Consider the following 22,155-nt stretch of genomic DNA (forward strand, 5'->3'; position numbering starts at 1 on the left):
GAGAGGGTGTATAATGAGTATTTATGATCCAGATATAAGAGAAGTTTTATATTCTAATTTTTTAAAGAGAGAAGATTTTGTTACAGATAAAACAACAAAGGTTATAGATGAAATGGAAGTGTGTAGAGGACTTTCAAGGGTAGATATTGCAGTGATAAACGGTAAGTTACATGGGTTTGAGATAAAGAGTGAGAGAGATACATTGGAAAGATTGCAGTATCAGATGGAATCTTATAATAAAGTTTTTGACACTATGTCTATAGTTACATGCAAAAACCACTTAGATAAAGTAATAAATATTGTACCAAAATGGTGGGGAATTTATTATGTTCATCAAAATAAAAATGAGTTAGTTCTTAGACGTAAAAGGAAAGAAAAAATTAATAAAAATATAGATTTAAGAGTGGCATTAGAATTACTATGGAAGGATGAATTGATTCAATTATTAAAAGAGAATGGTAAAGAAAAAGGAACAAAGAGCAAAACCAGATCTGCTCTTTGTGATGTAGTAGTATCATCAGTTGATAATCAAGTTATACGGAACTACATAAGAAAGTGTCTAAAGAGTCGTAAATCTTGGAGAGCTGTTCCACTACAACAGTTATGTGATGATTTATACATGTAGCTACCCAATTGGTACCATTTCCAGGCCCTAGACTACCATTACTACGATTATATATTTCTAAATCACCATTACTAAAATTTTTTCCATAATAGTACTTTGATCTTACTAATCTAGCTGAAAGTTCTGGAAATTTTACGGCTATTGGATTAGTAAGATTTTTATTTTTACCTTTAAATAAAATATACTTATCATCAGTTGTATATCTAATTTTATTTATAATTGGACTATTCATTTTAGAAAAATCTATCTCAGTATCTTGATATTTAGTCACACCATAGTCACTATATACTAATTTACCTCTTAAATGTTCCAATTCTTCTAGAAAAAGTATTTTTTTAAATATTTGTATATCATATCTTTCAAATTCAGTAATTGAGTCACTTGCAATTGAAGATATGTTTTCAGGAAATGAAGTTGAAGCTATTATTATATTGTTAAAAATTTCTAAGTTATCTATTGAGTCAAGTAGTGTTTGGCATACTTCACTATATTGTCTAGCTGCTTCTCTAGAATTCTCTACATTACCAATATCAATAATTAAATCGAAATTTTTTGAATTATCATTCAATGCATTAATAGCTCTAATAATAGATGGAGCAGGTGGGGAAGAAATATCTACAGGAAGTTCAATTTTTATAGCTATGGTATCAGAGAATGATGAGAATCTTTCAAAATGGTCTTCTAGGTCATATGGATAAAGAATAGGAATACAGTTTATATCTTGAGAAGTGGCAGTCGTTATTAAAGATTCTAATAGTGATTTTCCATAATCTTCGATTTTACAAGTATCAAAATATACAGATTTATTTAATGAGTTAATAAGTTGTTTAATAACAACTTCAGGTGAACAATCATCAACTATTTCAATAATAGGAGTAATTGCTTCTTTGACATTTTCATTAAGATTTGAGAGTCCACTTCTTTCACCAGCTTTCCATTTTAGGATAGGAACAAATTTTTTCATAAATATCACCTCTTATAATTATTTAATAAATACATATATAAAAGACAGATATAACTGTAAGCTTAGTTTTATCTGTCGTAAGTATATAGAAATATATTATTTTATTAATTTTGACTCTTTTCACAAATACTCTTATAAAATCTTAGGTTTTGACAGTCAAAAGTTGTAATTTTACTCAATATCAAAATTATTTTTAATTTCATCAATCCGTTCAATCACTTTTTTATCGTCAACATTACCATCCCAATCTAAAACTTTTTCATTCCATAAAATATACGCGATTACTTTATGTATCTGTTCTTCATTTAGTTTCCAGATGTCATTATTTTTCAGACAAGTATATATGGCTGTCTTTATTACATCTTCACTTAAAAATTTTGTATACTTTGAATTTACATTCCAACTAACTACCGAACCACTTGTCCATTTCTGGACAGAAAGGCCTAAAAATTTCAGTTTATTCAAATCATTCTGTAAGACTTTATTCATATAATTTATATAACTATCGTTTTCAAAACACTCATATAAATACAAAATCATATATGAATTATATAAATCTAACAAACACTTCTTCTTACTAATTTCGATAATTTTTTGAAAAAATAATTTCTCACATACTTCTAACTGTTCAAGATTTATTATTTTTTTCCCTATTTTTTCAACATCTGCAGCCAATCTTCCATGAGATAACTCTATTTTATTTATTAAGTCTGATAGTATAGAAATATTTATTTCATTAGATGCGTTAATTAGATTTTTTAATAGCTCAAAACGCTCTTCATCATTTTCTATTTTTAAAAACAGCTCTTCTATACGATATAAAACCATACTATAAGCAGACAAGGTAAAAAAAAGTTTTGTTTCTTTCGCATTAAAAGTAACCGCGCTATTAAATAATACTTTTATCAATACTGGAACTCTTTCTATTTTAATTTCATCTTTAGAAGCAGACAATTCTTTTAGAAAGCTAATTACAGCATTATTGCTATTGATTTTTTCTAAGTATACTTCTAGTTCGGGTTCATCCATCTTTGATATAGCATATTCAAAATCCTGCTTTAAAATTGATTTTTCATCAATTTCTAATGCAAAATATCTTTCAAACATCTCTTCATGCCCTATTCTTCGATTTTTCCGTAATAAGTTATCCTCATAAAATGAATTATCACTTGTTTTAGATGCATAGTATGGAAACAATAACTTCAAAAGACAATAATATTCTTCTACATTACCTTCATCTAAATTCCTCATTTCTTCCAAGTTGATTTTTTCAATTTCTTGTGATTTTTTTCCGTATAAGCGAATTAACTCAGATTCTCCACCAACCAGTTTAGATTGATTTGTTTTAATCCATCTATAAAGTTTTGGTAGTTTTATTTCAATAACTGTTATAGCAACTAAATCCACAAAATTTACATCACTATTGAGCATGTCACATTTCAAATTTAATACATTTATTAAACGTACAACATCACGAATGTTGTCAATATAGTTAGAAATACATTCACTAAAAATTCTCCCCCAATAATCTTGTTCCCAAATTATACCTTTATGACTATTCAAAACTTGATCTAATCTTATAAAAAGTGTCTCCCAAAGGTAATCATTTGTAACCTTTGGAATTTCTATTGGAACTTGAATGATTTTTTCTAAATATTTCTCTCCATCATAATTTTGCACTTCAGTCAATGCTCTTGCTACAATTTCTTTATCAAACGATAGAAGATATATCGTATTAGGAAATTTTGCCACTGCATTTACCAATTGGAAAACAAGTTTAATTTCATCGTTCGATAACCGATCTATATCATCGATGATAATAATTATTTTTTGTTTTTGGTTCATCAGTTTTTTTACAATAATCTCTCTTTGTTTTGAAATATCTCTTGTTTCAACAATACTTTTGCGTTTCAATAAGCGTACAGCAATCTTTCCACCCGTACCTAAAATCTTTCCTACTCCACCAATGGAGTCCAACATATCTGAATATGTCTGAATTTCATTTCCAATTGCATTTAGGCGTTTATCATTTTGGCTAGAAAACTTATTAGCCAACATAAGAAAATATTGTTGTAGTAATTGATCTGTTGAGGAAAAATTCCAAGGATTAAAATACATAACAATAGGTTTTTCCTCTTTATCATTTTTCAAAATGTCTATTTCTTCTAAAACCATATTAATAACCGAGGATTTTCCACTCCCCCACGGTCCAAATAGCCCTATGCAATATCCGTCTTTCGTATCTGTTTCTAATAATGATTTACCTAATCGTTTTGCAAAATTTCTTCTATGCAGCAAATCATCTTCTTGCTTTTTTATCGGGGTATCCTCTAAATACACTTTTCTATCTCCTTTATCATACATTTCTATCATATAATAGATTACTTCAGCTAGCTTATATGTGAATATATATTTATATTCAGGATATGGAAAATTAAAATATTCGAAACTATATCTAAGAACACTCATATTAAAAGAGACATTATGAGCTACAAGAACATTATCCTTAAATAAATGAGAAATTTCATTCGAAATTTCTATAACATTTTTACTATTAATAACATCTTCTTTTTTATGCCATGAATCATTGCGTTCATTGGGTTGAGTTCAAAAGGAACTGGTTTAATTAGGGGCTCATCAGTAGTAACTATTTCACCGTTTTAAACTATTGTATAGCCTATAGAGCAGGCACTTGAGCGATTACTATTTGTAGTTTCAAAATCTATTGCAACAAAGTTTATAGACATAATAAATAACCCCTATCTTTGAAATTTCAATTCTATTAACTCCTTAGGAACCATCATAAATCTAGCAAGTTGCTCTAAGCTTAGTTCCTGTATGTAACATTTATCTATACTATTTAAATTAATAAGTAGCTCTGCAGCAAACTTATTGGCTTCGTTTTCATGCCTTCCTTTAGGAAATAATGTGTTTTCACGTAAGAAATGTATTTCTTTAGAAGAGTGCATTACAGCATGTCCAATTTCATGAGCTAAGACAACTCTTTTTTCTTCTTCAGTTAAATTGGAGTTTATAATTATAAATTTATTTTTCCCAACTTTTATATAATATCCTTTAGTGTTATCCGAGTATTCTAAAAATTTAACATTTAGATTAAGGCAACTAGCTAAAAGAAAGGGGTCCCTGGTTCCATACTTTTTAACTAGGTTTTTAACCCTTAATGGTATGTTTTTCATAAGACCACCTACTTCTTTTTACTAGACTTCTCTTTATTAATTTTTTTAGATTCCCAAAATAAATCACTTATATCCTTAAATATTTTTTCTTTATCATCTTCATCAAGCTCACCGTTCATGAATAGAGCTTTGGCATCTTCCATAAATGTATCATGATCCTTTTGTTCTCTTTTAGTTGGAGTTGAAGCTTTATGCCGAGATACATCATTAGAATTTTCATTTAATAAGTAGTCTGTAGTTACACCTAATGCTTTAGCTAATTTAGCAGCTATATCACCTCGAGGATTTCTCTTACCATTTTCATATCTTGATAAAGTCGCTTCTGTAATTCCTACTTTGTCAGCTAATTCCTTTTGTTTCATATCTAACTTTTGTCTTAAATATAATATTTTATCACCTATAGTCATATACTCAACTCCTTTCTAAATTAACTACTTACCAATATTATAAATAATATTACATTAACGTAATAAAAACTTACCAAAATTATAAAAAATATATTGACACTTACCGTTTGGTAAGTTATTATAATATTACCGATTGGTAAGAGGAGGTGAAAGAATGAAAGAAAATTTACTTAAGAGTAAAAGAACATTAAATGGTTTTACACAAGAAAGCATGGCTAAAAAGATAGGTATTTCAACTAAAACTTATAATAGAAAAGAGTTGAAAATGTCTGATTTTACAATAGGTGAAATTATTAATATAAGTAAATTATTGAAACTTTCACCTAAAGATATAAATTTAATTTTTTTTGATGGCAACTTACCAATTGTATAAGTTGAATGGCATAATTTAATTTTAAATCAAAAGTGAAATTATAAGAATGTACTTAAAGTACATAAATATTCCATAAATATCATACAAGACTACTTGTCTACTAAAAATTAGGTATTTGTGGTAATTATGTGAAAAATGAAAGGGGATTTGGAAATGAAAAATGAAAAAATGATTGAAGTTATTGAAAACCAAATTACTAAGCTTGAAAAACTTCAAGAAGAAATGTTTTGTGATTCAAGCTTAGTTTTAGAAATTTCTAATTCTATAAGACAACATGTTGATTTGATTAGATCTATAAATGTTAAGTTAAAACAATGGTAACCCCTTCGGAATTGTGACTTCCAAAGAGGTGTGGTTAATTATTTATGCTGATTTTCAGACACATAATTAATTATATTGTCTTTGAAATCATCAAAACAGTGTTTGATATCAGCACCTAGATCATAAAGAAGATTATATGTTTTTTCATCTGTGTTGGAATTATTTAATGTTTCTTTATAATCTAATTGAAAGTTTTCAATTGATTTTAATAAGTTTGAATGTAAGTCGTTTTTATTCATAAATATCACCTCTTTTCACCAAAATTTTACCATATATGACAGAGGTATACAAATTAATTTTAGTTATATGAAAAATGAAAGGGGATTTATATGGAAATTAGATTATACATGGAATTTGGTTCTATAAGATGCATATTGAGAAAGATGGATCCTAATTATGCATATGTGTGTGATGCAAGAAATAGCGCATTGGGACATATATCATTTGAAAACTATAAGCTCATATACAAAGGTGTTGGACCTGAGGAGCTAAATGAATATAAACTTATTAAAAAATAAAGTAGGTGATGTTAATGTCAAATGAATATAGAAACATTTATCAAATAGCAAGAGAGTCCTCAGGATTTACTCAAGAGAAGGCTGCAGAACTAACAGATATATCTGTTGAAAGTCTTAGATGCTATGAAAGTGGAAAAAGAGTTCCACCAGATAAAATTGTAATCAAGATGATTGAAATATATGACTCAAGGTATCTCGCATATCAGCATTTAAAGACAAGTGCAGAGGTTGGACAAACATACTTACCTAAGATAGAGCTAAAGGATTTACCAACTGCGATATTAAGACTTTTAAAAGAGGTAAATGACTTTGTAAATTGCAAGGACGAATTAATAAATATAACTTGTGATGGAGTTATAAGTGAAAATGAACAGGACCGTTGGAAGGCAATATTAAAGGAATTAGAAGATGTTGAAGAGGCTATAATGGCCTTGAAATTTGCAAAATAAACTTATCATAGTATAAGTATTTATTTTGGCAGGTTGATAAATTTGTAAGAAATCTATTCTATATCATATATAAGAGTTATCACGTGAATAGGTAATTTGAATATTATGTATAGACGAGAAATGCTGTAATGAGGTGAACATATTGAAAGTTAATGTTTTTTTACCTGATGATATAACATATCTTCAAGAAAAATTTGCAGATGTAGTAACTGATATTTTGATAAGAAAACTGAATAAAAAAGAAGTTGAAGAACTGATAGAAGTATTGGAAACTACAGATTCTTTATAGAACATTAACGGACAAGGTGTAGGAGGGAAAGTGTTATGAGTAAAGATGATATAGTGGTGTACTTAAGTCATATTAGAGATATAAGCAAAGGGGAAGGATTTAAATTAGATGCAGCAGCTTTAACTTTTGCAATTGATGCTATAAATACATTGGATATAGTTAAAGGTAATTTAGTTCAGATTGAAGCACCAAACATAGGAGATAGCTATATTGATGACTCTTTATTAGCTATTAATAAAATCCATGAGTATAAGTATGAGGAGGAAGCAATATGAAATATACAGTACATGGATTTAGCCAAGAAAGGTTAATAGAACTAGGATTAGACTATGTAGATGCAGCAATACTTAGGTATTTTATAGATTTTAGGGAAACAAAGAAAATGACAACGAAAATAATAAATGGAGAGCCATACTATTGGGTAAAGTATGAATCCATTCTTGAGGAGTATCCAATTTTAAATATAAAAACAAAAGATAGCATGTATAGGAGGCTTAAAAAGCTAGAAGAAGCAAAGGTATTAAAGCATGTAACAATACGGAGCAATGGGACATATTCTTATTACACTACATCAGAAAATTATTTAGAATTGGTATCAAAAAATGAAACGGATGAAAATCCGAACCAAACGGATAGAAATCCGAGTCAAACGGATAATAATCCGGAGCATACGGATGAAAAACATACAGGAGTCGGATTGAAAGTCGGAACAAATAATCCTTCTACTATATCCATTAATAATAATAATGTCGAGAATAAAAATCTCGACGATAATGCAAAAAAAATAATTGAGTATTTAAATACTAAAGCTAATAAAAATTTTAGAACAAATACTCAAGCAACTAAGAAATTAATAAAAGCAAGATTAAAAGAGGGGTTTACCTTAGAGGATTTCAAAAAGGTTATTGATAACATGGTTGTTGAATGGACAGGCACTCAATGGGAAAAGTACTTGGTACCTACTACCTTATTTGCAGGTAAGTTTGAAACCTATCTAAACCAAAGAAAAAATGAAAATAAGAAATTAACCACAGATCCTAAGGAACCTAATAAACCTTTAAAAATTATTTGGGGGGAAATGTAGCATGGAAATGGTTATGCCATATAGCGTAGAAGCAGAGTCAACAGTACTTGGAGGAATTATAAACAACTCTGAAAAGTTAAATGAGGTTGAAGATATATTAAATCAAAGTGATTTTTACATGGAGAAACACCAGTTAATATATAGCACAATGAAAGAATTAAGCAATAGGGGAATAAGTATTGATTTAGTTACCTTATCAAATGAGTTAAACACTAATAAAAAGATAAATAAGTGTGGAGGAATGACTTACTTAACTTCTCTAAGTGGAACATCTAATTTTGGAGAAAACATATTAAATCATGCAAACATAGTTAGAGAAAAATCAGAGAGAAGGAGACTTATAAAGGCAGGTATGAAGTTAATTGAAGACTCTTATGATGGAGATATAAACCAGGTATCATCTTCTATGGAAATGGCATTAGATAGTGTAGCTGATAAAAATAAAGATGGAGAAATGGTTAGCATTGGAGATGCATTACAAGATGCAATTACAAGTATTGAAGATAAGTTCAAAAATGGAAGTAGAATCCTTGGTAAAACCACAGGCTTTAAATCATTAGATAATACTATTTCAGGTTTGAATAAAGGAGATTTTATAGTAATAGCTGCAAGACCTTCAATGGGGAAAACTGCATTTGCACTAAATATTGGACAGGCTGCTTCAAGGGAAGGCAGTGTGGGAATATTTTCACTTGAAATGCCAGAGGAACAACTTATGCAAAGATTTTTATCAGCTAGATGCCTAATTCCATTTCAGACTATTAAAACAGGAAAACTAAGTCCTGCAGAGTTTGAAAGAATATCTACTGGAGCTGCAGACCTTGCTAATAGAAATATTTTTATTGATGATAATTCAACATCACTTTCAGATATAAAAGCTAGATGTAGAAGTTTAAAAAAGAAACATGGCTTAGATGTTGTTATTATAGATTATTTGCAACTTTTGGAGTGTACAGATAAAAAAACTTATTCGAGAGAACAAGAGATAGCAAAGATGTCAAGGGAGCTTAAGAATATGGCTAAAAAGTTAGAAATAACAGTAGTAGCACTAGCTCAACTTTCAAGGAAGCCGGAGGAAAGGCCGAATAAAAGACCGATGCTATCAGATCTTAGAGAATCAGGTTCGATAGAGCAAGATGCAGATGTAGTAATGTTTTTATATAGAGATGAGTATTATGACGAAGATAGCGACGATAAAGGCATTGCAGAAGTGATAATTGGTAAAAACAGAAATGGACAAGTTAAGACTATAAACCTAGCATGGCGAGGAGAATATCAACGTTTTGGAGAACTAGCAGTGTAATGGATATGAAAGAGTTAAGTAATGATATCTTAGAGTTTTTAAAAATGAGTAGAGAATTACTAGACTATTGCTCTTGTATGGAGATGGCAACTAAGTATAAACCACGAGAATTTAATTATAGCGAATATAGGCACCTACTTCATAACACAGTTAAAGAAATAGTGAAAAAAGAAGATGTAGCCAAAGTATATAATCATGAATTTAGATAAAAATAGGTTACTGGACAAAGGAGTAATAAATTATGAATAAAGTTGTTTTCATTGGAAGGTTGACTAGAGATCCTGAATTAAACTCCAGTAGATGATGATGACGATAAACCATTTTAAATAATTTTTTAAATAGACTTCAACTCTTGATGAAAACAGAGGGATGTATTAACTACTAAAACCTAAAAAAAAGTGAGGTGAAAGTAGTTAATCACACAATTATGTTAGCATTTTAGCCCCCTAAAATATATATAATAAAGTCGCTCCCTCTGTTTTGATGAGGAGTTGAAGTTAGTAGGAAATGTGAAGGAGTGTAATTGTGAGAAGCAAAAATAGAGTTAGAAAAGTGTACAAAGGATATGATAAGGCTTTGAAGCCATTTAAAATAGAAATGATAGAAATTATGGAGAATAATAGAGCACTAGCATTTGCTATATGTGAAACTTGGAGAGCCGATAAGTATAAAACTCAATATCATAGAACAACTAGATACTTTGGCATAAATCATAGAAAAGCATTTAGTGAGTTTTGCTTAACTGAAATTCCAGGAGAGGTCTTATGTGGCAGGGATGAATTTTGGTTAACATTGAGGTTATGTGGATATGAAGATATTTATGAAAAATATAAAAAATCTATACCAGAAGATAAAGCTTTTGGATTAATATTTAGAAATGCATTAGATATAGTAAATAAAAGATTTTAATTTATAATTTGTAGAGAATATATGAAAAAATGGTAAATGTTCTTTGAAAATTGAATAATACGGTATTCTTTGATGGTATAAGTAGGCTATAATATGCTTATACCTATTAGTTATAGGTAAATAATTATATTTATGGGGGATAAATATGTATGACGAGAGATTTACAGTGGGATTAGAAAAATTATCAACAGCTAAACTACCACGTGAAGTTTACAACATTTGGCGCTCTATGGGAGATGCTAAAAAAGATAAAAATATGATGATTTCTTTAGAGGGGTATGATAAAAGCATATATCCTAACTCTTTAAGTAAAATTATAAATTCGAGTGACAGTTCTTTTATACCATACTTTGAATCTAGTAAATTATATTTCATGGATGATGATTTATTAGAAGAAATGTTTGAAAAGAGAGGAGAAGATGTAGTTTTTCCTATTGATTATTCTATAATGTTAGATACGAATTATTCTAGTTATATTGATAAATTTGTTAATAGTAAAGATTTACCCAGTCTAGATAATAATATATTCAGTACTATAGATATATTGATTAGAGAAGATTTCCATTATGATAGTTTATTTTACATAATTGAGAATTATAAGAATACATTTTACAACTCTGGATTAGGTAATGTTTTATCAACAACGGAGTTAAAAGCAGGATATTGGCAAAACTTGGTGAGCCTTGAATTGTTTAAAAATATTGATAAAAAAGAATATTGTACTAATGGAAATATAAAATATAATATTTCTAAACAAGAAGCCCATTTAATTGTTGATGGTACTTTTAGTAATATATTTAATTCTAGTATTGGTAAAGAAGCAATGGAAACTTTTTTGACTTTGCATAAAAATCTTGTACTATTTTTAATTGGTGTTTTAAGAATTAGATTTCAATCAAAAAAAAGTTATCATCATAAAATCAGAGAATTATTTGAATATATGGATAGTACAATAGGAATATATTTTCAAAGAGAAATGGTAGTAGCCCATAAATATTTTATTAATCCTCAGAATGTTCAACTTATTAATAAGGTAAATAAACGAATGACTAAAGAGAATCTATTAAAAAGTATTGAAAATTTTGCTTGGGATTTTGCTTCACCGAGAATTATGGAGTTTTTTCTTAAGATGAGAGGTGAAGGAAGATATTTTATACCTTTCTTTTTAAGTAATGATAAAAATTTAAGAGACTTACTTAAAATGTTTAAAGTTAAAGGAGTAATTTTTGATAATGATAATGTAAGGCTAACACCAATTTTAAGTTCAGATTTTTTATATTACTTCCAAGAGAATGAGCCTGATTTAGATATTAATATGTTTTTTAATAATGAAGCAATAAAGAGAAGAGAAGAAACATATATTTCTAATAAGGAAAATAATTTTAGTTGCATAGAAGAAGAATTTTCAAAATTAGTTAGTGTTATGGAATGCAAGTAGTTTCCAAATTATAAATAAATTTTTATAGACTAAAAAATACCGTATTATTCAGAAATGAATATTCGGTATTTTTTATTTTATAATTCAAATGTATTAAAAACAAATAAAAAACAATTTTATAAAGTTAAAGGGGGATTTCATGTGAAGATAGATAAAGAGCAGTACAATAAATTAAAACATAAAGCAGAGGGAGAGCTTAGAAATTATCCATATTATCTAATATCACTTGAGTTACCAGGTCTTGGTGAAGCAACAAAGTGGGATGAGATAAAAGTTAAATGTAATACTCTAGGTAGTCCAACAGAAAAGAGCATTATTAAAAGTGAATATATGAGAACAGTAGTTAATGCTATAAACTATGTTTATGATCGTCTTGATGATACAAGCAAAAAGATTATTGATTTATTTTACTATAGAGATGATTGGGAAGTTAAAGACATTCAAGAAGAATTAAGAATAGACAAGAATAGATTCTATAAATTAAAGAGAAATGCTTTATACAAATTTATGATAGTTTTAGGATATTTATAGTATACATGGACATCAAATGGACGTGGATTTATAGGCACGTAAAATTCTTAGATATGTATGAAGTATATGCAGTTACGCCACTCAGTTACTTTTGTGCTTTCGACAAGTTGAATCATTTCTGTTCATAAAGAATGTAAATGAATTTTTTATTCGGGGGAAGGTATTACTATTTTGGATATTGGAATTGGAATATAACGTAAAATATAGTAAACTTATTATAAGTATTTCATAATTTAATTGTCTTAAAATTATTATAATGTTAGGGGCGATATAATGGCAAAATTACATGCTTTAGTTGTTGGTGTGAGTAATTATATCTCAGAAAATATAACTAATTTATCATTTTGTAAGAATGATATTATGGCTGTATCTCGTGCGCTGATTTTTGGACTGAAAGCTGAACCAGAAAATATATTGGTTTGTGGAAATAATGGAATGGTTTATCGGGATTCGTTTGTTAGTTCATTGATAAAACTTTTATCTGATGTTTCGTTTGATGATACAATTGTTTTCTATTTTTCTGGGCATGGTGGATCTTGTAATGGTAAGCACCATCTTATGTTAAGTGACATGCCTATTACTACAGAGGAAATCATATCAATTTTAGATAATGCACCAACCAAGAATAAAATAATTTGTTTGGACGCTTGCATGTCAGGTGAGTTTAAGGTTGATCAATGCTCTGTATTCAGTATTAATGATACTGTCGATGATTTTGCTGGAAAAGGCTATGCAGTATTTGCTTCAAGCAGTGCTAATCAATCTTCATATTCACACCCAGAAAAACCAATAAGTCTTTTCACTTCTTTCTTTTGTGATGCTTTAATGGATAAATATATTATCCGAAAGGGAAAACGATCACTGTATGATATAAAAAAGTTATTGTTTTTGTATTTAGATATTTGGAATAGAAGAAATCCAGATATACAGCAAACCCCAATTTTTAGAGCAAATATGGGTGGTACTATATTTTTTGATGCAGAAGAATATAAACCTTATTGTAGGACAAAGATTTATGAGGAACTATCTGATTACATTATATATGCGGTTGAACCAATACATAATAGTATCGCAAAAAGATATGTGGTCAAGATTATTTTGAAGAAACCGTTAGAGTTTAATGAGATAGCCGTAATAAATCATGAAATTGTAGAAAAAGTCAAAAATTTAGAAGTCTATAAAAGTATAAGGTCTCAAGAACGATGGCAAGGATATGATGCAAACCTCATTTTTTGCTATTTTGGCTTTGATGAAGAGGATATTATTAATGCAAACTATATATGCCGCACAACATGGGCAGATAATTCTCAAGATAAAACATGGTGGTACAGGTTAGGAGAAAACGATATTATAATAGAGGATATACACTTTAATATAAATTTATATTATGATTTCTTAAAGTCCTTTAACGAAATAAATACATCTGATGTAGATACCTTAATTAATAGAACTAAAGAGATACTAACTCATCTTATTTCTTTATCTGAAAAAGTGATTATGATATATAATGAGTTTCTGAACCATACCAAAAATGAAAAAGAGCTTATTAATGAATTGGAACCGATACTTCCGATTATTGAAAAATATTATTTTCTAGAAACATCACTTCCTATAGCACCTAAAGAACTTCATGAGTGGAGTCAATGCTGTTCATCATTAGCTGCAACGATTCATGATTTTTCATTTTTTTACAACGAAAAATATTTGGCAAGCAGAACGCCAGAAAATAGAATTGCTTGTATGGATATTACTGTAGAAAAATATTATAAAAATATTGAAGCTTTGAGAAATGCTGAAAAAGTACTTTCTTATTGAGTAAAGGTTGGGATTTATTGAGTATAATCAAAAGAGTCATATACCTTCATAATGGATAAATAAATGACTTTTTAATTCTACGATTTGTTACAATGGATGATGGTTCATATTATTTTTTATCCTAGTTAAGAAAAGTTAGGAGTTAATTTAAGTACAAAACAGGGAAAAGATAAGGACAAAAATGAGTATAAAATGAGGAAAAAACAGGGTAAAAATCTATGAAAAAATGATTACAAAATAGGGATAAATAAGAGGACAAATTGAAGAACAAATGTTAAATTATATGTAAGATGCAGAAGTTGGCAAAATATAGAACACTTAATTATAAGGGTAAGAAAATTACTCATAATTAGGTGTTCTTTTTATTTTAAAGAGAGGTGAGGGTGTGAGAATTAAAGATATTATCAAGGAGACTCAACCAGTAACTTTTAGTAAGATTAAAAAGAAAAATAAGGGACACTCAAAACTAGGTCTTACTGAAAGAGATATACATGAGCTTATGTCTCATAGTTCATATAAGCGAGGTTATGGTGGAGCAATTAGGCAGGTGAGGTAAGTGTGAATACAGTTGAGCCTATACGTGACTTTGAATTACTCCTGGATATAGAGGACTATCTTTTATCTAAAAATGAAAGAGACTATGTTTTATTCATGGCAGGAATTTATTTAGGAAGAAGAATATCTGATTTACTGCCACTAAAGGTAAGAGATGTTAGAGGAAAGAGTCATATCTATATTAGAGAAGAAAAGACAGGTAAGGAAGCCAGGATATTAGTAAATGAAGACCTAAGAGAGATATTTGACCATTATATAAAAGGTAAAAGAGATTATGAATATTTATTTAAAAGGTCAAAAGGAAAAAATAAACCAATATCAAGGCAAAGAGTATGGCAGATATTAAATGATGCAGCAAAGGAATTTGAATATAAGGATAATATAGGATGCCATACATTAAGAAAGACTTTTGGTTACTGGCTTTATGAAGATACCAAAGATGCTGTAGTTATTCAAGAATTACTTAATCACCGAGATATATCTATAACAAAAAGATATATAGGTGTTACACAGGACAGTAAGGACGATATGGTTAGGGGACTATCTTTCAAGAGATCTAATAAGAGGTCTGATAAGGAAAGATAGTTTTTATATTTTTTTAGCCTTTGTTTTACATAATAGAAGGTTGTCAAATTAAAGGTATAAAAAAATGAGGCATATATAAGAAGATAAAAAATCATTTATATTTAACAGAATATCTAGTTATGTAAAATGTCACACAATTTAATGAACATGTGTTAAAACTAGTTAAATCAATGCTTAGGCAACGTTAATAATACTAAAATAAAAAATGAAAGAAAACGGAAAAGTTAAGGAGTGAGAAAAATTAAGTATTTTAAAAAGTGATTGTCTAAATAAAAAGGAGGTATTTTTTAGGTGGCTAAGAGTAAATGGGAGGATGTATCCAAAAGGCTTAGAGAGGTTGAAATGTGGGCATCCATGGGACTATCTGAATCTCAAATTGCTTTTAATTTAGGTATTAGTAGAGCAACCTTAGAAAACTATAAAAGGGACCATTTAGACATTTTAGAAAGTTTGAAAAGGGGCAAAAATCAAGCCGATTTTAAGGTGGAGAATTCATTATATAAAAAGGCTACTGGATATGAAACTAAGGAAACGGTAGCTGCTAAAGTAAAAGATATTTACTATGACGATAAGGGGAACAAATGTCAGAAGGAAAGATTAGATACTGTAGAGGTTGTAAAAGAGATTCCACCTGATGTAACTGCAATTAAGTTTTGGTTGATAAATAGAAACAAGGGTAGATGGAAAGAGAACCCTACTAAAGTTGAAATAGATAAGGCATTACTAGAACTTAAGAAGAAAGAAGCAGAAAAGGGGGACTGGTAATGAGTACAGGAGTTCTTAAGAAGTTCTATAACTCAGATATATGGAAAGCATTCAGGCAACAGATAATTCTAAGCAGAAGAAAGAATGGTGTAGTTATATGTGAGAAATGTGGGAAGAGGATAGTTATATCAAAGCATATGCAAGTACATCATTTGATAGAGCTAACAGAGGATAACTATAAATATGCTAACATAAGCCTTAATCCAGCTAATGTAGAGGTGTGGTGTCACACATGTCACAATAAACATCATAAGAGATTTTGTGGTGGAGGACATAAGAGAAGAGAGAAGGCAGTGTATATTGTGTATGGTGCACCAATGAGTGGTAAGCATAGCTATGTTATAGAGCACATGGAGAAGGGGGATTTAGTTGTAGATATAGATAAACTATATGAAGCAGTATCCTTTATGCAGCCATATGATAAGCCTGACAATTTAAAGTACAATGTATTCTCTATAAGGAATCATATCATTGATAATGTTAGGACTAGGTACGGAGGATTTAGAACAGCTTGGATAATTGGTGGGTATCCTAATAAGATTGATAGAGAGAGACTAGCCAGTGAACTAGGAGCAGAGCTTATACTTATCAATGCTACTAGAGAAGAGTGTGTTAATAGGTTAGATGCTTCCAATGACTACAGACAAGAAAATAAAAATGAGTGGATAGATTATATCGACAAGTGGTTTGAAAACTTTGTGGAATAATTTATATCCCCCCACATTATTTTTTTACTATGCCCTCTAGGACCGTTGGAGGTGAAAGCAAATTTACGTGCAAACTAAAAATTTGACTTTTTTCCGAAAAGTTTTGAAAGAAAATTTGAAAGTTGGTGATATAGATGGAGGTTGAAAAAGAATATGAAAGAATTAAAACTTTATTCAGTGGATGTGATGAACATCAACTTGATTTGTTAGATGGTGCTCTTTGGGAATGTGCCAGGCTCAGAGTAGAACTTAATAATCTCCATGATATAGTTAAGGAAACAGGATTAATAAAGGTCAATCCCAATAATCCTACTATGCAAAAGGAGTTACCAGTATCAAAGCTTATAGTAAAAGCCAGGGCAAATTATTTAAATTATGTATCTAAGTTATCTAACATATTAGGTAAAAACATTGACGAGGATGAAGATGATTTAAATGAGTTTGAATAATAGCTATATAGTTGAGTATTACAATGCAATAAAATCAGGTGAAATAGTAGTTGGATATGAACTTATGATGCAGCTTGAAAAACTAATCTTAGAAATAAGAGATCCTGTATATCAAGGAGTTCATAAAATTAAAGTTGACTTTGAAGAATCATCAAAGAGAATAAGGTTCATTGAAACTAAGTGTAAACACTTTGAAGCACCATATGCAGGTAAACCATTTATATTAGAGCTATTTCAAAAGGCCTTTGTAGAGGCAATATTTGCAATACAAATTTTCGATGAAGAATTAGAGAGGTATGTCCGAAAGTATCAGGATATACTTTTTTTAGTTGGAAGAAAAAATGGTAAGACTCCACTCATTAGTGCTATATGTTTAAGTGAATGGTTTTGTGGTCCTGTAGGATTAAAGGTACTATGTGCATCCAATGATGATACTCAGGCAGATTTAATGTTCCAGGCTATAAATGCCATGAGAGAAGAAAGTCATAGTCTAGAGAAAGTGACAAGAAAAAATCTTAAAGGAATATTCTTTGGTAATCCTAAGCAAAAGAAGAAAAAAGGAAAATATAGTTACCAAAATAAAGGTAACATAAAAAAACTGAGTGCAAAAACAGGAGCTAAGGAAGGTAGAAATATTGGAATAGGTGCTGTAGATGAAGTTTTTGAAATGGAAGATGATAGTACAGTAATGCCTATAAGACAGGCTTTATCAACACAAGATGAACCTCTTTATTTTGAACTTACTACAGAAGGATTTACTAATGATGGTTACTTAGATGGAAGGCTTAGAGATGCAAGAAAAGTTCTTAAAGGTGAGATGCAAAATGAAAGATGGTTAATATGGATGTATACCCAAGACAATGAACAGGAAGTATGGCAAGATGAAAAATCTTGGTGTAAATCTAATCCAGGACTAGGAAAAATAAAAAAGTGGTCTTTCCTAAGAAGAATGATAGAAGAGGCTAAAACAAGTTCTAGTAAAAAAGCCTTTGTATTAGCTAAGGATTTCAATGTAAAACAGAACAATGCACAAGCATGGTTATTAACTAAGGATATAGAAAATGAGTTAACATTTGATATTGAAGAACTTAGAGGTTCAATTGCTATTGGTGGAACTGACTTATCCGAGACAGGAGATTTAACCAATGGAAGAGTGCTTATATATAATCCTAAAACTAAAATAAAGTACACTATAAGCAAGTACTTTATTCCTCAGTCAAAACTTGAAGAGGTTAATGATGAAGATAGAGAAAAGTTTAAGCAGTGGGCAAAAGAAAGTTATTTATATATATGTGAGGATAATGAAGTAAATCAATCAGATATGGTTGCATGGTTTGTTATGATCTATAAGAAATATAAAATAAGAACTTTATACACTGGATACGATAAGTGGCAAGCTAAAGGATTTGTAAATGAAATGAAAGACTATGGATTTGATTTAGAGAAAATAAGTCAAGGCTTTGACTTGTCAAATGCAATGAATAGTTTAGAAATGGATTTAAAGCAAAACTTAGTTAACTACAATCAAAATCCAATGGATAAATATTGTCTAGAAAATGTTACGGCAAAATGGAACTCTGCAGGAACGAAGAGAATGCCAATGAAAGTTCAAGGTGATGTTACTAAGAAAATAGATGGAGCTGTAACAATGCTTATATGTTATGAGACCTTAGATAGGTATAGAAAAGAGTATGTAGATATTGTGAGTAGGAGGTGATTTAAATAGGTATTTTCAGTACATTAAAAAAGAATAGAGAAGAAAAGCAAAGGGCAATGGCTTATGCAAAAATGATGAATGGATATACTCCTGTTTTTACTAATTTTGGTGAAGATATATTTGCAAGTGATGTAGTACAAAATGCAATTAGCTGTATTACAACGGAAATGAGTAAATTAAATCCTCAACATATAAGAACAGATAATGCTACAGGATTACAAACTATAGTTAATAGTGCTATTGGTAGATTACTTAAATTTGGTCCTAATCCATTAATGACAACAAGTGACTTTTTAGAGAAAATAACATACTTAAGAGAGGTTAATAAAAATGCTTATATATATCCTACTTTTACAGAGATACCTTTAGGTGATGGATTTTATAAAAGAGAATATACAGGATTATGGCCATTGAATCCGGTTGAAGTAAATTATTTAGAAGATAGCACAGGAAAACTATTCATAAGATTTTATTTTACAGATGGAGAGCCTTACACATTCCCATATAGCGACATAATTCACTGGAGAAAAGATTTTACTGCCAATGATTTTGTAGGTGGAGATGCAAATGGTCAGCCTAATAATAAAGCATTACTTAAGTTATTACAGGTAAATGATGTTATTATTCAAGGTTTAGATAAGGGTGTAAAAGCAGGTCTAACTATTAAAGGTATTTTAAAAATAAATACTATGATGGATGATGATGAACAAAAGAAAGAAAGAGAAAGATTTGAACTTAAGATGACTGATATGAAAAATGGTATACTACCTGTGGATTTAAAGAGTGAATTTACTCCAATTACAATAGATCCAAAGCTAATAGATAAAGATACTATAGAATTTATAGATAAAAGAGTATTAGCCAATTATGGAGTATCAATAAAAATCTTCAATGGAGATTTTACAGAGGAAGAATACCAGGCATTTTATGAGAAGAAATTAGAGCCTATGATTATAAGTCTAGGCAGATGCTTTAGTAAGTTATTTACTCAAAGAGAGCTAGAGGTAGGGAATGAAATTATATTTTATAACCAGGGCCTTATGTTTATGAATACTAAAAATAAAATAGCTGCAATTGATATTTTAAGCAGAATAGGAACACTTACAGATAATCAAATACTTGCAGTATTTGGATACCCTCCATTTGCAGGTGGTAATGTTAGAAATAAATCCCTTAACTATATTAATAGAGATATAGCTGATGTGTATCAATTGTCAAAAACTAAGCCAGGAAAGGGTGAGGTAAGTGAATAAATTAAAAAATGAACAAAGATTAATTGAAATGAGAGCCATAGACAATGAAGAAGGCAAGATGATTATTGAAGGTTATGCAATAACCTACGACCAACCAGCAACACATGAGTATGGTAGTAGGAAGTTTACAGAGATTATTAAAAAAGGTGCATTGGATTACACAGATATGAAGGATGTACCTCTAAGATATAATCATAATGATACTTGGTGTATTATGGCTAGAACTAGAAATAATAGTTTACAACTTATAAAAGATGATAAAGGCCTTAAAATAAGGGCAGAGTTAATTGATACTCAAAGTAACAGAGACATCTATAAATCAATTCAAGAAGGGTTGATTGATAAGATGTCTTTTGCTTTTACTGTAGCTGATAAGGGTGATGTATGGAGCTATGGTGAACTTGAGACAATTAGAGAAGTTAATAACATTAAAAAATTATATGATGTCAGCGTGGTGGATACCCCGTTTTATGATACAACTTCCGTTTATGCAAGGAGCTTTGAACTATTGGAGAATAATTTAAAGCAGCTGGATAGCTTTGACTTACAAAAACGAAAGTTAGAAATTCTTTATAAAAATAATAATTAAAGTGAGGTAGAAAGTATGAATTATTTAGAAATGTTACAAAAGGCAAGAGAAAAAAGAGAGGCTTTATGTACTAATATAAGGTCAGCAAAAACAACACAGGAATTAGATAGTTTAGAGTTAGATCTTAGAAAGCTTGATATAGAAATTAAGGACTTAGAAGAAAAAGTTCAAGCTGAATCGGATGATACAGCAAAAAGAAGTAAGGGTGAAGTTGATCCTGTAGGTGGATTAAATCCTTTAGCAACTTATAGAGGTAATACTACAGAGCCTGATACAAGAAGTTCTGATGAAGATATTTATGGATCAATGGAGTATAGACAGGCATTTAGAAATTATGTTGTAAATGGAACACAAATACCTGAGAAGTTTAGACAAGAGCAAAGGTCAGATGCACTTACAGTTGTAGGTGATGTTGCAGCAGTTATACCAACTACTATTATGAATAAAGTAATAGAAGATTTAACTGTAGAGGGTAAATTAATTAATAGAATCACTCAAACAACCTTCCAAGGTGGTGTACAAATTCCAATATCAGATATTAATCCTACAGCAACATGGCTTGAATCTGAAAGTGTAGTTTCAGACGAGCAAAAGTCAGAAATGAAAGCAAGTATAAAATTTCTTTATCATACATTAGAGGCTAAGGTTGCAATAGGCTTATTAACATCAACAGTAACTCTTGGAGTATTTGAGTCTACTGTAGTTAAGCAGCTTAAAAAAGCTATGATTAAGGCTATTGAAACTGCAATTGTTAGTGGTACTGGTACAGGTCAACCAAAGGGATTTACTAAGTATTCATTACCTACAAATCAAGTAATTGAATTTACTGATAAGGAGATTGGAACTGTTAAAGGATGGGCAAGAGCAGAGGCAGCTATTCCAGAAGCTTATGAGGATAGTGAAATATATATGATGAATAAGCAGACTTGGGAAATGTACTTAAATGGAATGACTGATACCAACGGACAGAAAATTGGTTTAGGTAAAATAAATGAAAAAGGTCAAAAGATACTTAACGGAAGAGAAGTTTTAACAACAGATAGATTGCCAGGTTATGATAATGCATCAGATGGAGAAATTTTCGGAGCATTAATTAATTTAGAGGATTATATATTAAACTCTAACTTAGCAATGTATTATAAAAAGTACTGGAGTGAGGATAAAAACAAGTGGATTCATAAAGCACTTATGATTGCAGATGGACAAATGGCCATAGGTGAAGTTGGAGAGCTTGCGAGTAAAAAACTAGTAGGAGCTAAGGGGTTAATCTACTTAAAGAAAAAAGTAGCAACACCTTAATTAGGTGATATAG

General features: G+C 29.7%; 28 protein-coding genes. 23 read left to right on the forward strand and 5 right to left on the reverse strand.

What is annotated here, in order from left to right:
- The first annotated feature begins 13 nt into the window (after positions 1–13).
- The gene (locus tag B3B03_RS12950; RefSeq protein ID WP_346877516.1) at positions 14–625 is read left to right on the forward strand and encodes a sce7726 family protein; all 612 of its coding nucleotides are present in this window, start codon (positions 14–16) and stop codon (positions 623–625) included.
- Here the strand turns inward: B3B03_RS12950 and B3B03_RS12955 are convergent.
- From B3B03_RS12955 to B3B03_RS12970, 4 genes are all read right to left on the reverse strand, one after another.
- Positions 534–1,589 (reverse strand): beta family protein, encoded by a 1,056-nt coding sequence (locus B3B03_RS12955; RefSeq protein ID WP_346877517.1) that lies wholly within the window; start codon positions 1,587–1,589, stop codon positions 534–536. The genes B3B03_RS12950 and B3B03_RS12955 overlap by 92 nt on opposite strands.
- 171 nt (positions 1,590–1,760) lie before the next feature.
- On the reverse strand, positions 1,761–3,953 hold the full coding sequence (locus B3B03_RS12960) for a KAP family P-loop NTPase fold protein (RefSeq protein WP_346877518.1): 2,193 nt from the start codon (positions 3,951–3,953) through the stop codon (positions 1,761–1,763).
- Positions 3,954–4,348: 395 nt separating this feature from the next.
- Entirely contained in the window at positions 4,349–4,786 is a 438-nt protein-coding gene (locus B3B03_RS12965) for an ImmA/IrrE family metallo-endopeptidase (protein WP_346877519.1), read from the reverse strand.
- 8 nt (positions 4,787–4,794) lie between these two features.
- Complete coding sequence (locus B3B03_RS12970; RefSeq protein ID WP_346877520.1) at positions 4,795–5,193, reverse strand: helix-turn-helix transcriptional regulator; 399 nt, start codon at positions 5,191–5,193, stop codon at positions 4,795–4,797.
- 154 nt (positions 5,194–5,347) lie between these two features.
- Here B3B03_RS12970 and B3B03_RS12975 point away from each other — a divergent pair, with 154 nt between their 5' ends.
- Positions 5,348–5,566 carry a helix-turn-helix transcriptional regulator gene (locus B3B03_RS12975; RefSeq protein ID WP_346877521.1) on the forward strand — a complete coding sequence of 73 codons (219 nt, stop codon included), beginning with the start codon at positions 5,348–5,350 and terminating at the stop codon, positions 5,564–5,566.
- A gap of 147 nt (positions 5,567–5,713) precedes the next feature.
- Complete coding sequence (locus B3B03_RS12980) at positions 5,714–5,887, forward strand: hypothetical protein (protein WP_346877522.1); 174 nt, start codon at positions 5,714–5,716, stop codon at positions 5,885–5,887.
- Between the two features lie 38 nt (positions 5,888–5,925).
- Here the strand turns inward: B3B03_RS12980 and B3B03_RS12985 are convergent, their stop codons facing one another.
- The gene (locus B3B03_RS12985; RefSeq protein WP_346877523.1) at positions 5,926–6,126 is read right to left on the reverse strand and encodes a hypothetical protein; all 201 of its coding nucleotides are present in this window, start codon (positions 6,124–6,126) and stop codon (positions 5,926–5,928) included.
- A gap of 90 nt (positions 6,127–6,216) precedes the next feature.
- Between B3B03_RS12985 and B3B03_RS12990 the strand changes: the two genes are divergently transcribed.
- The 20 genes from B3B03_RS12990 (at position 6,217) to B3B03_RS13085 (ending at position 22,142) form a co-directional block, all read left to right on the forward strand.
- Positions 6,217–6,405 (forward strand): hypothetical protein, encoded by a 189-nt coding sequence (locus tag B3B03_RS12990; protein WP_346877524.1) that lies wholly within the window; start codon positions 6,217–6,219, stop codon positions 6,403–6,405.
- Between the two features lie 14 nt (positions 6,406–6,419).
- Positions 6,420–6,854 carry a helix-turn-helix transcriptional regulator gene (locus B3B03_RS12995; protein ID WP_346877525.1) on the forward strand — a complete coding sequence of 145 codons (435 nt, stop codon included), beginning with the start codon at positions 6,420–6,422 and terminating at the stop codon, positions 6,852–6,854.
- Positions 6,855–6,996: 142 nt separating this feature from the next.
- A complete protein-coding gene (locus tag B3B03_RS13000) occupies positions 6,997–7,143 on the forward strand; it encodes a hypothetical protein (protein WP_346877526.1) in 147 nt (48 codons plus the stop codon).
- A gap of 35 nt (positions 7,144–7,178) precedes the next feature.
- Positions 7,179–7,418: a hypothetical protein gene (locus B3B03_RS13005; protein ID WP_346877527.1), complete on the forward strand. Its 240-nt coding sequence runs from the start codon at positions 7,179–7,181 to the stop codon at positions 7,416–7,418.
- Positions 7,415–8,227 (forward strand): conserved phage C-terminal domain-containing protein, encoded by an 813-nt coding sequence (locus B3B03_RS13010; protein WP_346877528.1) that lies wholly within the window; start codon positions 7,415–7,417, stop codon positions 8,225–8,227. The genes B3B03_RS13005 and B3B03_RS13010 overlap by 4 nt, the downstream gene beginning before the upstream one ends.
- Position 8,228: 1 nt before the next feature.
- On the forward strand, positions 8,229–9,530 hold the full coding sequence (dnaB, locus tag B3B03_RS13015; protein ID WP_346877529.1) for a replicative DNA helicase: 1,302 nt from the start codon (positions 8,229–8,231) through the stop codon (positions 9,528–9,530).
- Complete coding sequence (locus B3B03_RS13020; RefSeq protein ID WP_346877530.1) at positions 9,530–9,739, forward strand: hypothetical protein; 210 nt, start codon at positions 9,530–9,532, stop codon at positions 9,737–9,739. The genes dnaB and B3B03_RS13020 overlap by 1 nt, the downstream gene beginning before the upstream one ends.
- A gap of 316 nt (positions 9,740–10,055) precedes the next feature.
- Positions 10,056–10,439 carry a hypothetical protein gene (locus B3B03_RS13025; RefSeq protein WP_346877531.1) on the forward strand — a complete coding sequence of 128 codons (384 nt, stop codon included), beginning with the start codon at positions 10,056–10,058 and terminating at the stop codon, positions 10,437–10,439.
- 145 nt (positions 10,440–10,584) lie between these two features.
- Entirely contained in the window at positions 10,585–11,877 is a 1,293-nt protein-coding gene (locus tag B3B03_RS13030; protein ID WP_346877532.1) for a hypothetical protein, read from the forward strand.
- Positions 11,878–12,018: 141 nt separating this feature from the next.
- Positions 12,019–12,408, forward strand: coding sequence for a nitroreductase (locus tag B3B03_RS13035; protein WP_346877533.1), 390 nt, complete (start codon positions 12,019–12,021; stop codon positions 12,406–12,408).
- A 273-nt stretch (positions 12,409–12,681) separates the two neighbouring features.
- Positions 12,682–14,223: a caspase family protein gene (locus tag B3B03_RS13040; RefSeq protein ID WP_346877534.1), complete on the forward strand. Its 1,542-nt coding sequence runs from the start codon at positions 12,682–12,684 to the stop codon at positions 14,221–14,223.
- A gap of 385 nt (positions 14,224–14,608) precedes the next feature.
- Positions 14,609–14,779, forward strand: coding sequence for a hypothetical protein (locus B3B03_RS13045; RefSeq protein WP_346877535.1), 171 nt, complete (start codon positions 14,609–14,611; stop codon positions 14,777–14,779).
- Between the two features lie 2 nt (positions 14,780–14,781).
- On the forward strand, positions 14,782–15,363 hold the full coding sequence (locus B3B03_RS13050; RefSeq protein WP_346877536.1) for a site-specific integrase: 582 nt from the start codon (positions 14,782–14,784) through the stop codon (positions 15,361–15,363).
- A 291-nt stretch (positions 15,364–15,654) separates the two neighbouring features.
- Complete coding sequence (locus tag B3B03_RS13055) at positions 15,655–16,128, forward strand: transposase (protein WP_346877537.1); 474 nt, start codon at positions 15,655–15,657, stop codon at positions 16,126–16,128.
- Positions 16,128–16,835, forward strand: coding sequence for an HNH endonuclease (locus B3B03_RS13060; protein WP_346877538.1), 708 nt, complete (start codon positions 16,128–16,130; stop codon positions 16,833–16,835). Before B3B03_RS13055 ends, B3B03_RS13060 begins: the two co-directional genes overlap by 1 nt.
- Positions 16,836–16,969: 134 nt before the next feature.
- Positions 16,970–17,284 (forward strand): zinc-binding protein, encoded by a 315-nt coding sequence (locus B3B03_RS13065; RefSeq protein WP_346877539.1) that lies wholly within the window; start codon positions 16,970–16,972, stop codon positions 17,282–17,284.
- Positions 17,271–19,001 carry a terminase large subunit gene (locus B3B03_RS13070; RefSeq protein WP_346877540.1) on the forward strand — a complete coding sequence of 577 codons (1,731 nt, stop codon included), beginning with the start codon at positions 17,271–17,273 and terminating at the stop codon, positions 18,999–19,001. The genes B3B03_RS13065 and B3B03_RS13070 overlap by 14 nt, the downstream gene beginning before the upstream one ends.
- A 56-nt stretch (positions 19,002–19,057) precedes the next feature.
- Positions 19,058–20,254, forward strand: coding sequence for a phage portal protein (locus B3B03_RS13075; RefSeq protein WP_346877541.1), 1,197 nt, complete (start codon positions 19,058–19,060; stop codon positions 20,252–20,254).
- Entirely contained in the window at positions 20,247–20,843 is a 597-nt protein-coding gene (locus tag B3B03_RS13080) for an HK97 family phage prohead protease (protein ID WP_346877542.1), read from the forward strand. Before B3B03_RS13075 ends, B3B03_RS13080 begins: the two co-directional genes overlap by 8 nt.
- A 15-nt stretch (positions 20,844–20,858) precedes the next feature.
- Entirely contained in the window at positions 20,859–22,142 is a 1,284-nt protein-coding gene (locus tag B3B03_RS13085) for a phage major capsid protein (protein ID WP_346877543.1), read from the forward strand.
- Positions 22,143–22,155 lie beyond the last annotated feature (13 nt).

The sequence above is a fragment of the Clostridium sp. UBA5712 genome, assembly GCF_002419845.1.
Taxonomy (GTDB): Bacteria; Bacillota; Clostridia; order Clostridiales; family Clostridiaceae; genus Clostridium_J; species Clostridium_J sulfidigenes.

What these genes read in the sequence shown, in the direction of transcription:
- B3B03_RS12950 (WP_346877516.1), top strand. Translation starts at nt 14, where the DNA reads ATGAGTATTTATGATCCAGATATAAGAGAAGTTTTATATTCTAATTTT.
- B3B03_RS13070 (WP_346877540.1), top strand. Translation starts at nt 17,271, where the DNA reads ATGAGTTTGAATAATAGCTATATAGTTGAGTATTACAATGCAATAAAA.
- B3B03_RS13065 (WP_346877539.1), top strand. Translation starts at nt 16,970, where the DNA reads ATGGAGGTTGAAAAAGAATATGAAAGAATTAAAACTTTATTCAGTGGA.
- B3B03_RS12960 (WP_346877518.1), bottom strand. Translation starts at nt 3,953, where the DNA reads ATGTATGATAAAGGAGATAGAAAAGTGTATTTAGAGGATACCCCGATA.
- B3B03_RS12975 (WP_346877521.1), top strand. Translation starts at nt 5,348, where the DNA reads ATGAAAGAAAATTTACTTAAGAGTAAAAGAACATTAAATGGTTTTACA.
- B3B03_RS13010 (WP_346877528.1), top strand. Translation starts at nt 7,415, where the DNA reads ATGAAATATACAGTACATGGATTTAGCCAAGAAAGGTTAATAGAACTA.
- B3B03_RS13040 (WP_346877534.1), top strand. Translation starts at nt 12,682, where the DNA reads ATGGCAAAATTACATGCTTTAGTTGTTGGTGTGAGTAATTATATCTCA.
- B3B03_RS12970 (WP_346877520.1), bottom strand. Translation starts at nt 5,193, where the DNA reads ATGACTATAGGTGATAAAATATTATATTTAAGACAAAAGTTAGATATG.
- B3B03_RS12965 (WP_346877519.1), bottom strand. Translation starts at nt 4,786, where the DNA reads ATGAAAAACATACCATTAAGGGTTAAAAACCTAGTTAAAAAGTATGGA.
- B3B03_RS12995 (WP_346877525.1), top strand. Translation starts at nt 6,420, where the DNA reads ATGTCAAATGAATATAGAAACATTTATCAAATAGCAAGAGAGTCCTCA.
- B3B03_RS13020 (WP_346877530.1), top strand. Translation starts at nt 9,530, where the DNA reads ATGGATATGAAAGAGTTAAGTAATGATATCTTAGAGTTTTTAAAAATG.
- B3B03_RS12990 (WP_346877524.1), top strand. Translation starts at nt 6,217, where the DNA reads ATGGAAATTAGATTATACATGGAATTTGGTTCTATAAGATGCATATTG.
- B3B03_RS13085 (WP_346877543.1), top strand. Translation starts at nt 20,859, where the DNA reads ATGAATTATTTAGAAATGTTACAAAAGGCAAGAGAAAAAAGAGAGGCT.
- B3B03_RS12985 (WP_346877523.1), bottom strand. Translation starts at nt 6,126, where the DNA reads ATGAATAAAAACGACTTACATTCAAACTTATTAAAATCAATTGAAAAC.
- B3B03_RS13005 (WP_346877527.1), top strand. Translation starts at nt 7,179, where the DNA reads ATGAGTAAAGATGATATAGTGGTGTACTTAAGTCATATTAGAGATATA.
- B3B03_RS13075 (WP_346877541.1), top strand. Translation starts at nt 19,058, where the DNA reads ATGGCTTATGCAAAAATGATGAATGGATATACTCCTGTTTTTACTAAT.
- dnaB (WP_346877529.1), top strand. Translation starts at nt 8,229, where the DNA reads ATGGAAATGGTTATGCCATATAGCGTAGAAGCAGAGTCAACAGTACTT.
- B3B03_RS13030 (WP_346877532.1), top strand. Translation starts at nt 10,585, where the DNA reads ATGTATGACGAGAGATTTACAGTGGGATTAGAAAAATTATCAACAGCT.
- B3B03_RS13060 (WP_346877538.1), top strand. Translation starts at nt 16,128, where the DNA reads ATGAGTACAGGAGTTCTTAAGAAGTTCTATAACTCAGATATATGGAAA.
- B3B03_RS12955 (WP_346877517.1), bottom strand. Translation starts at nt 1,589, where the DNA reads ATGAAAAAATTTGTTCCTATCCTAAAATGGAAAGCTGGTGAAAGAAGT.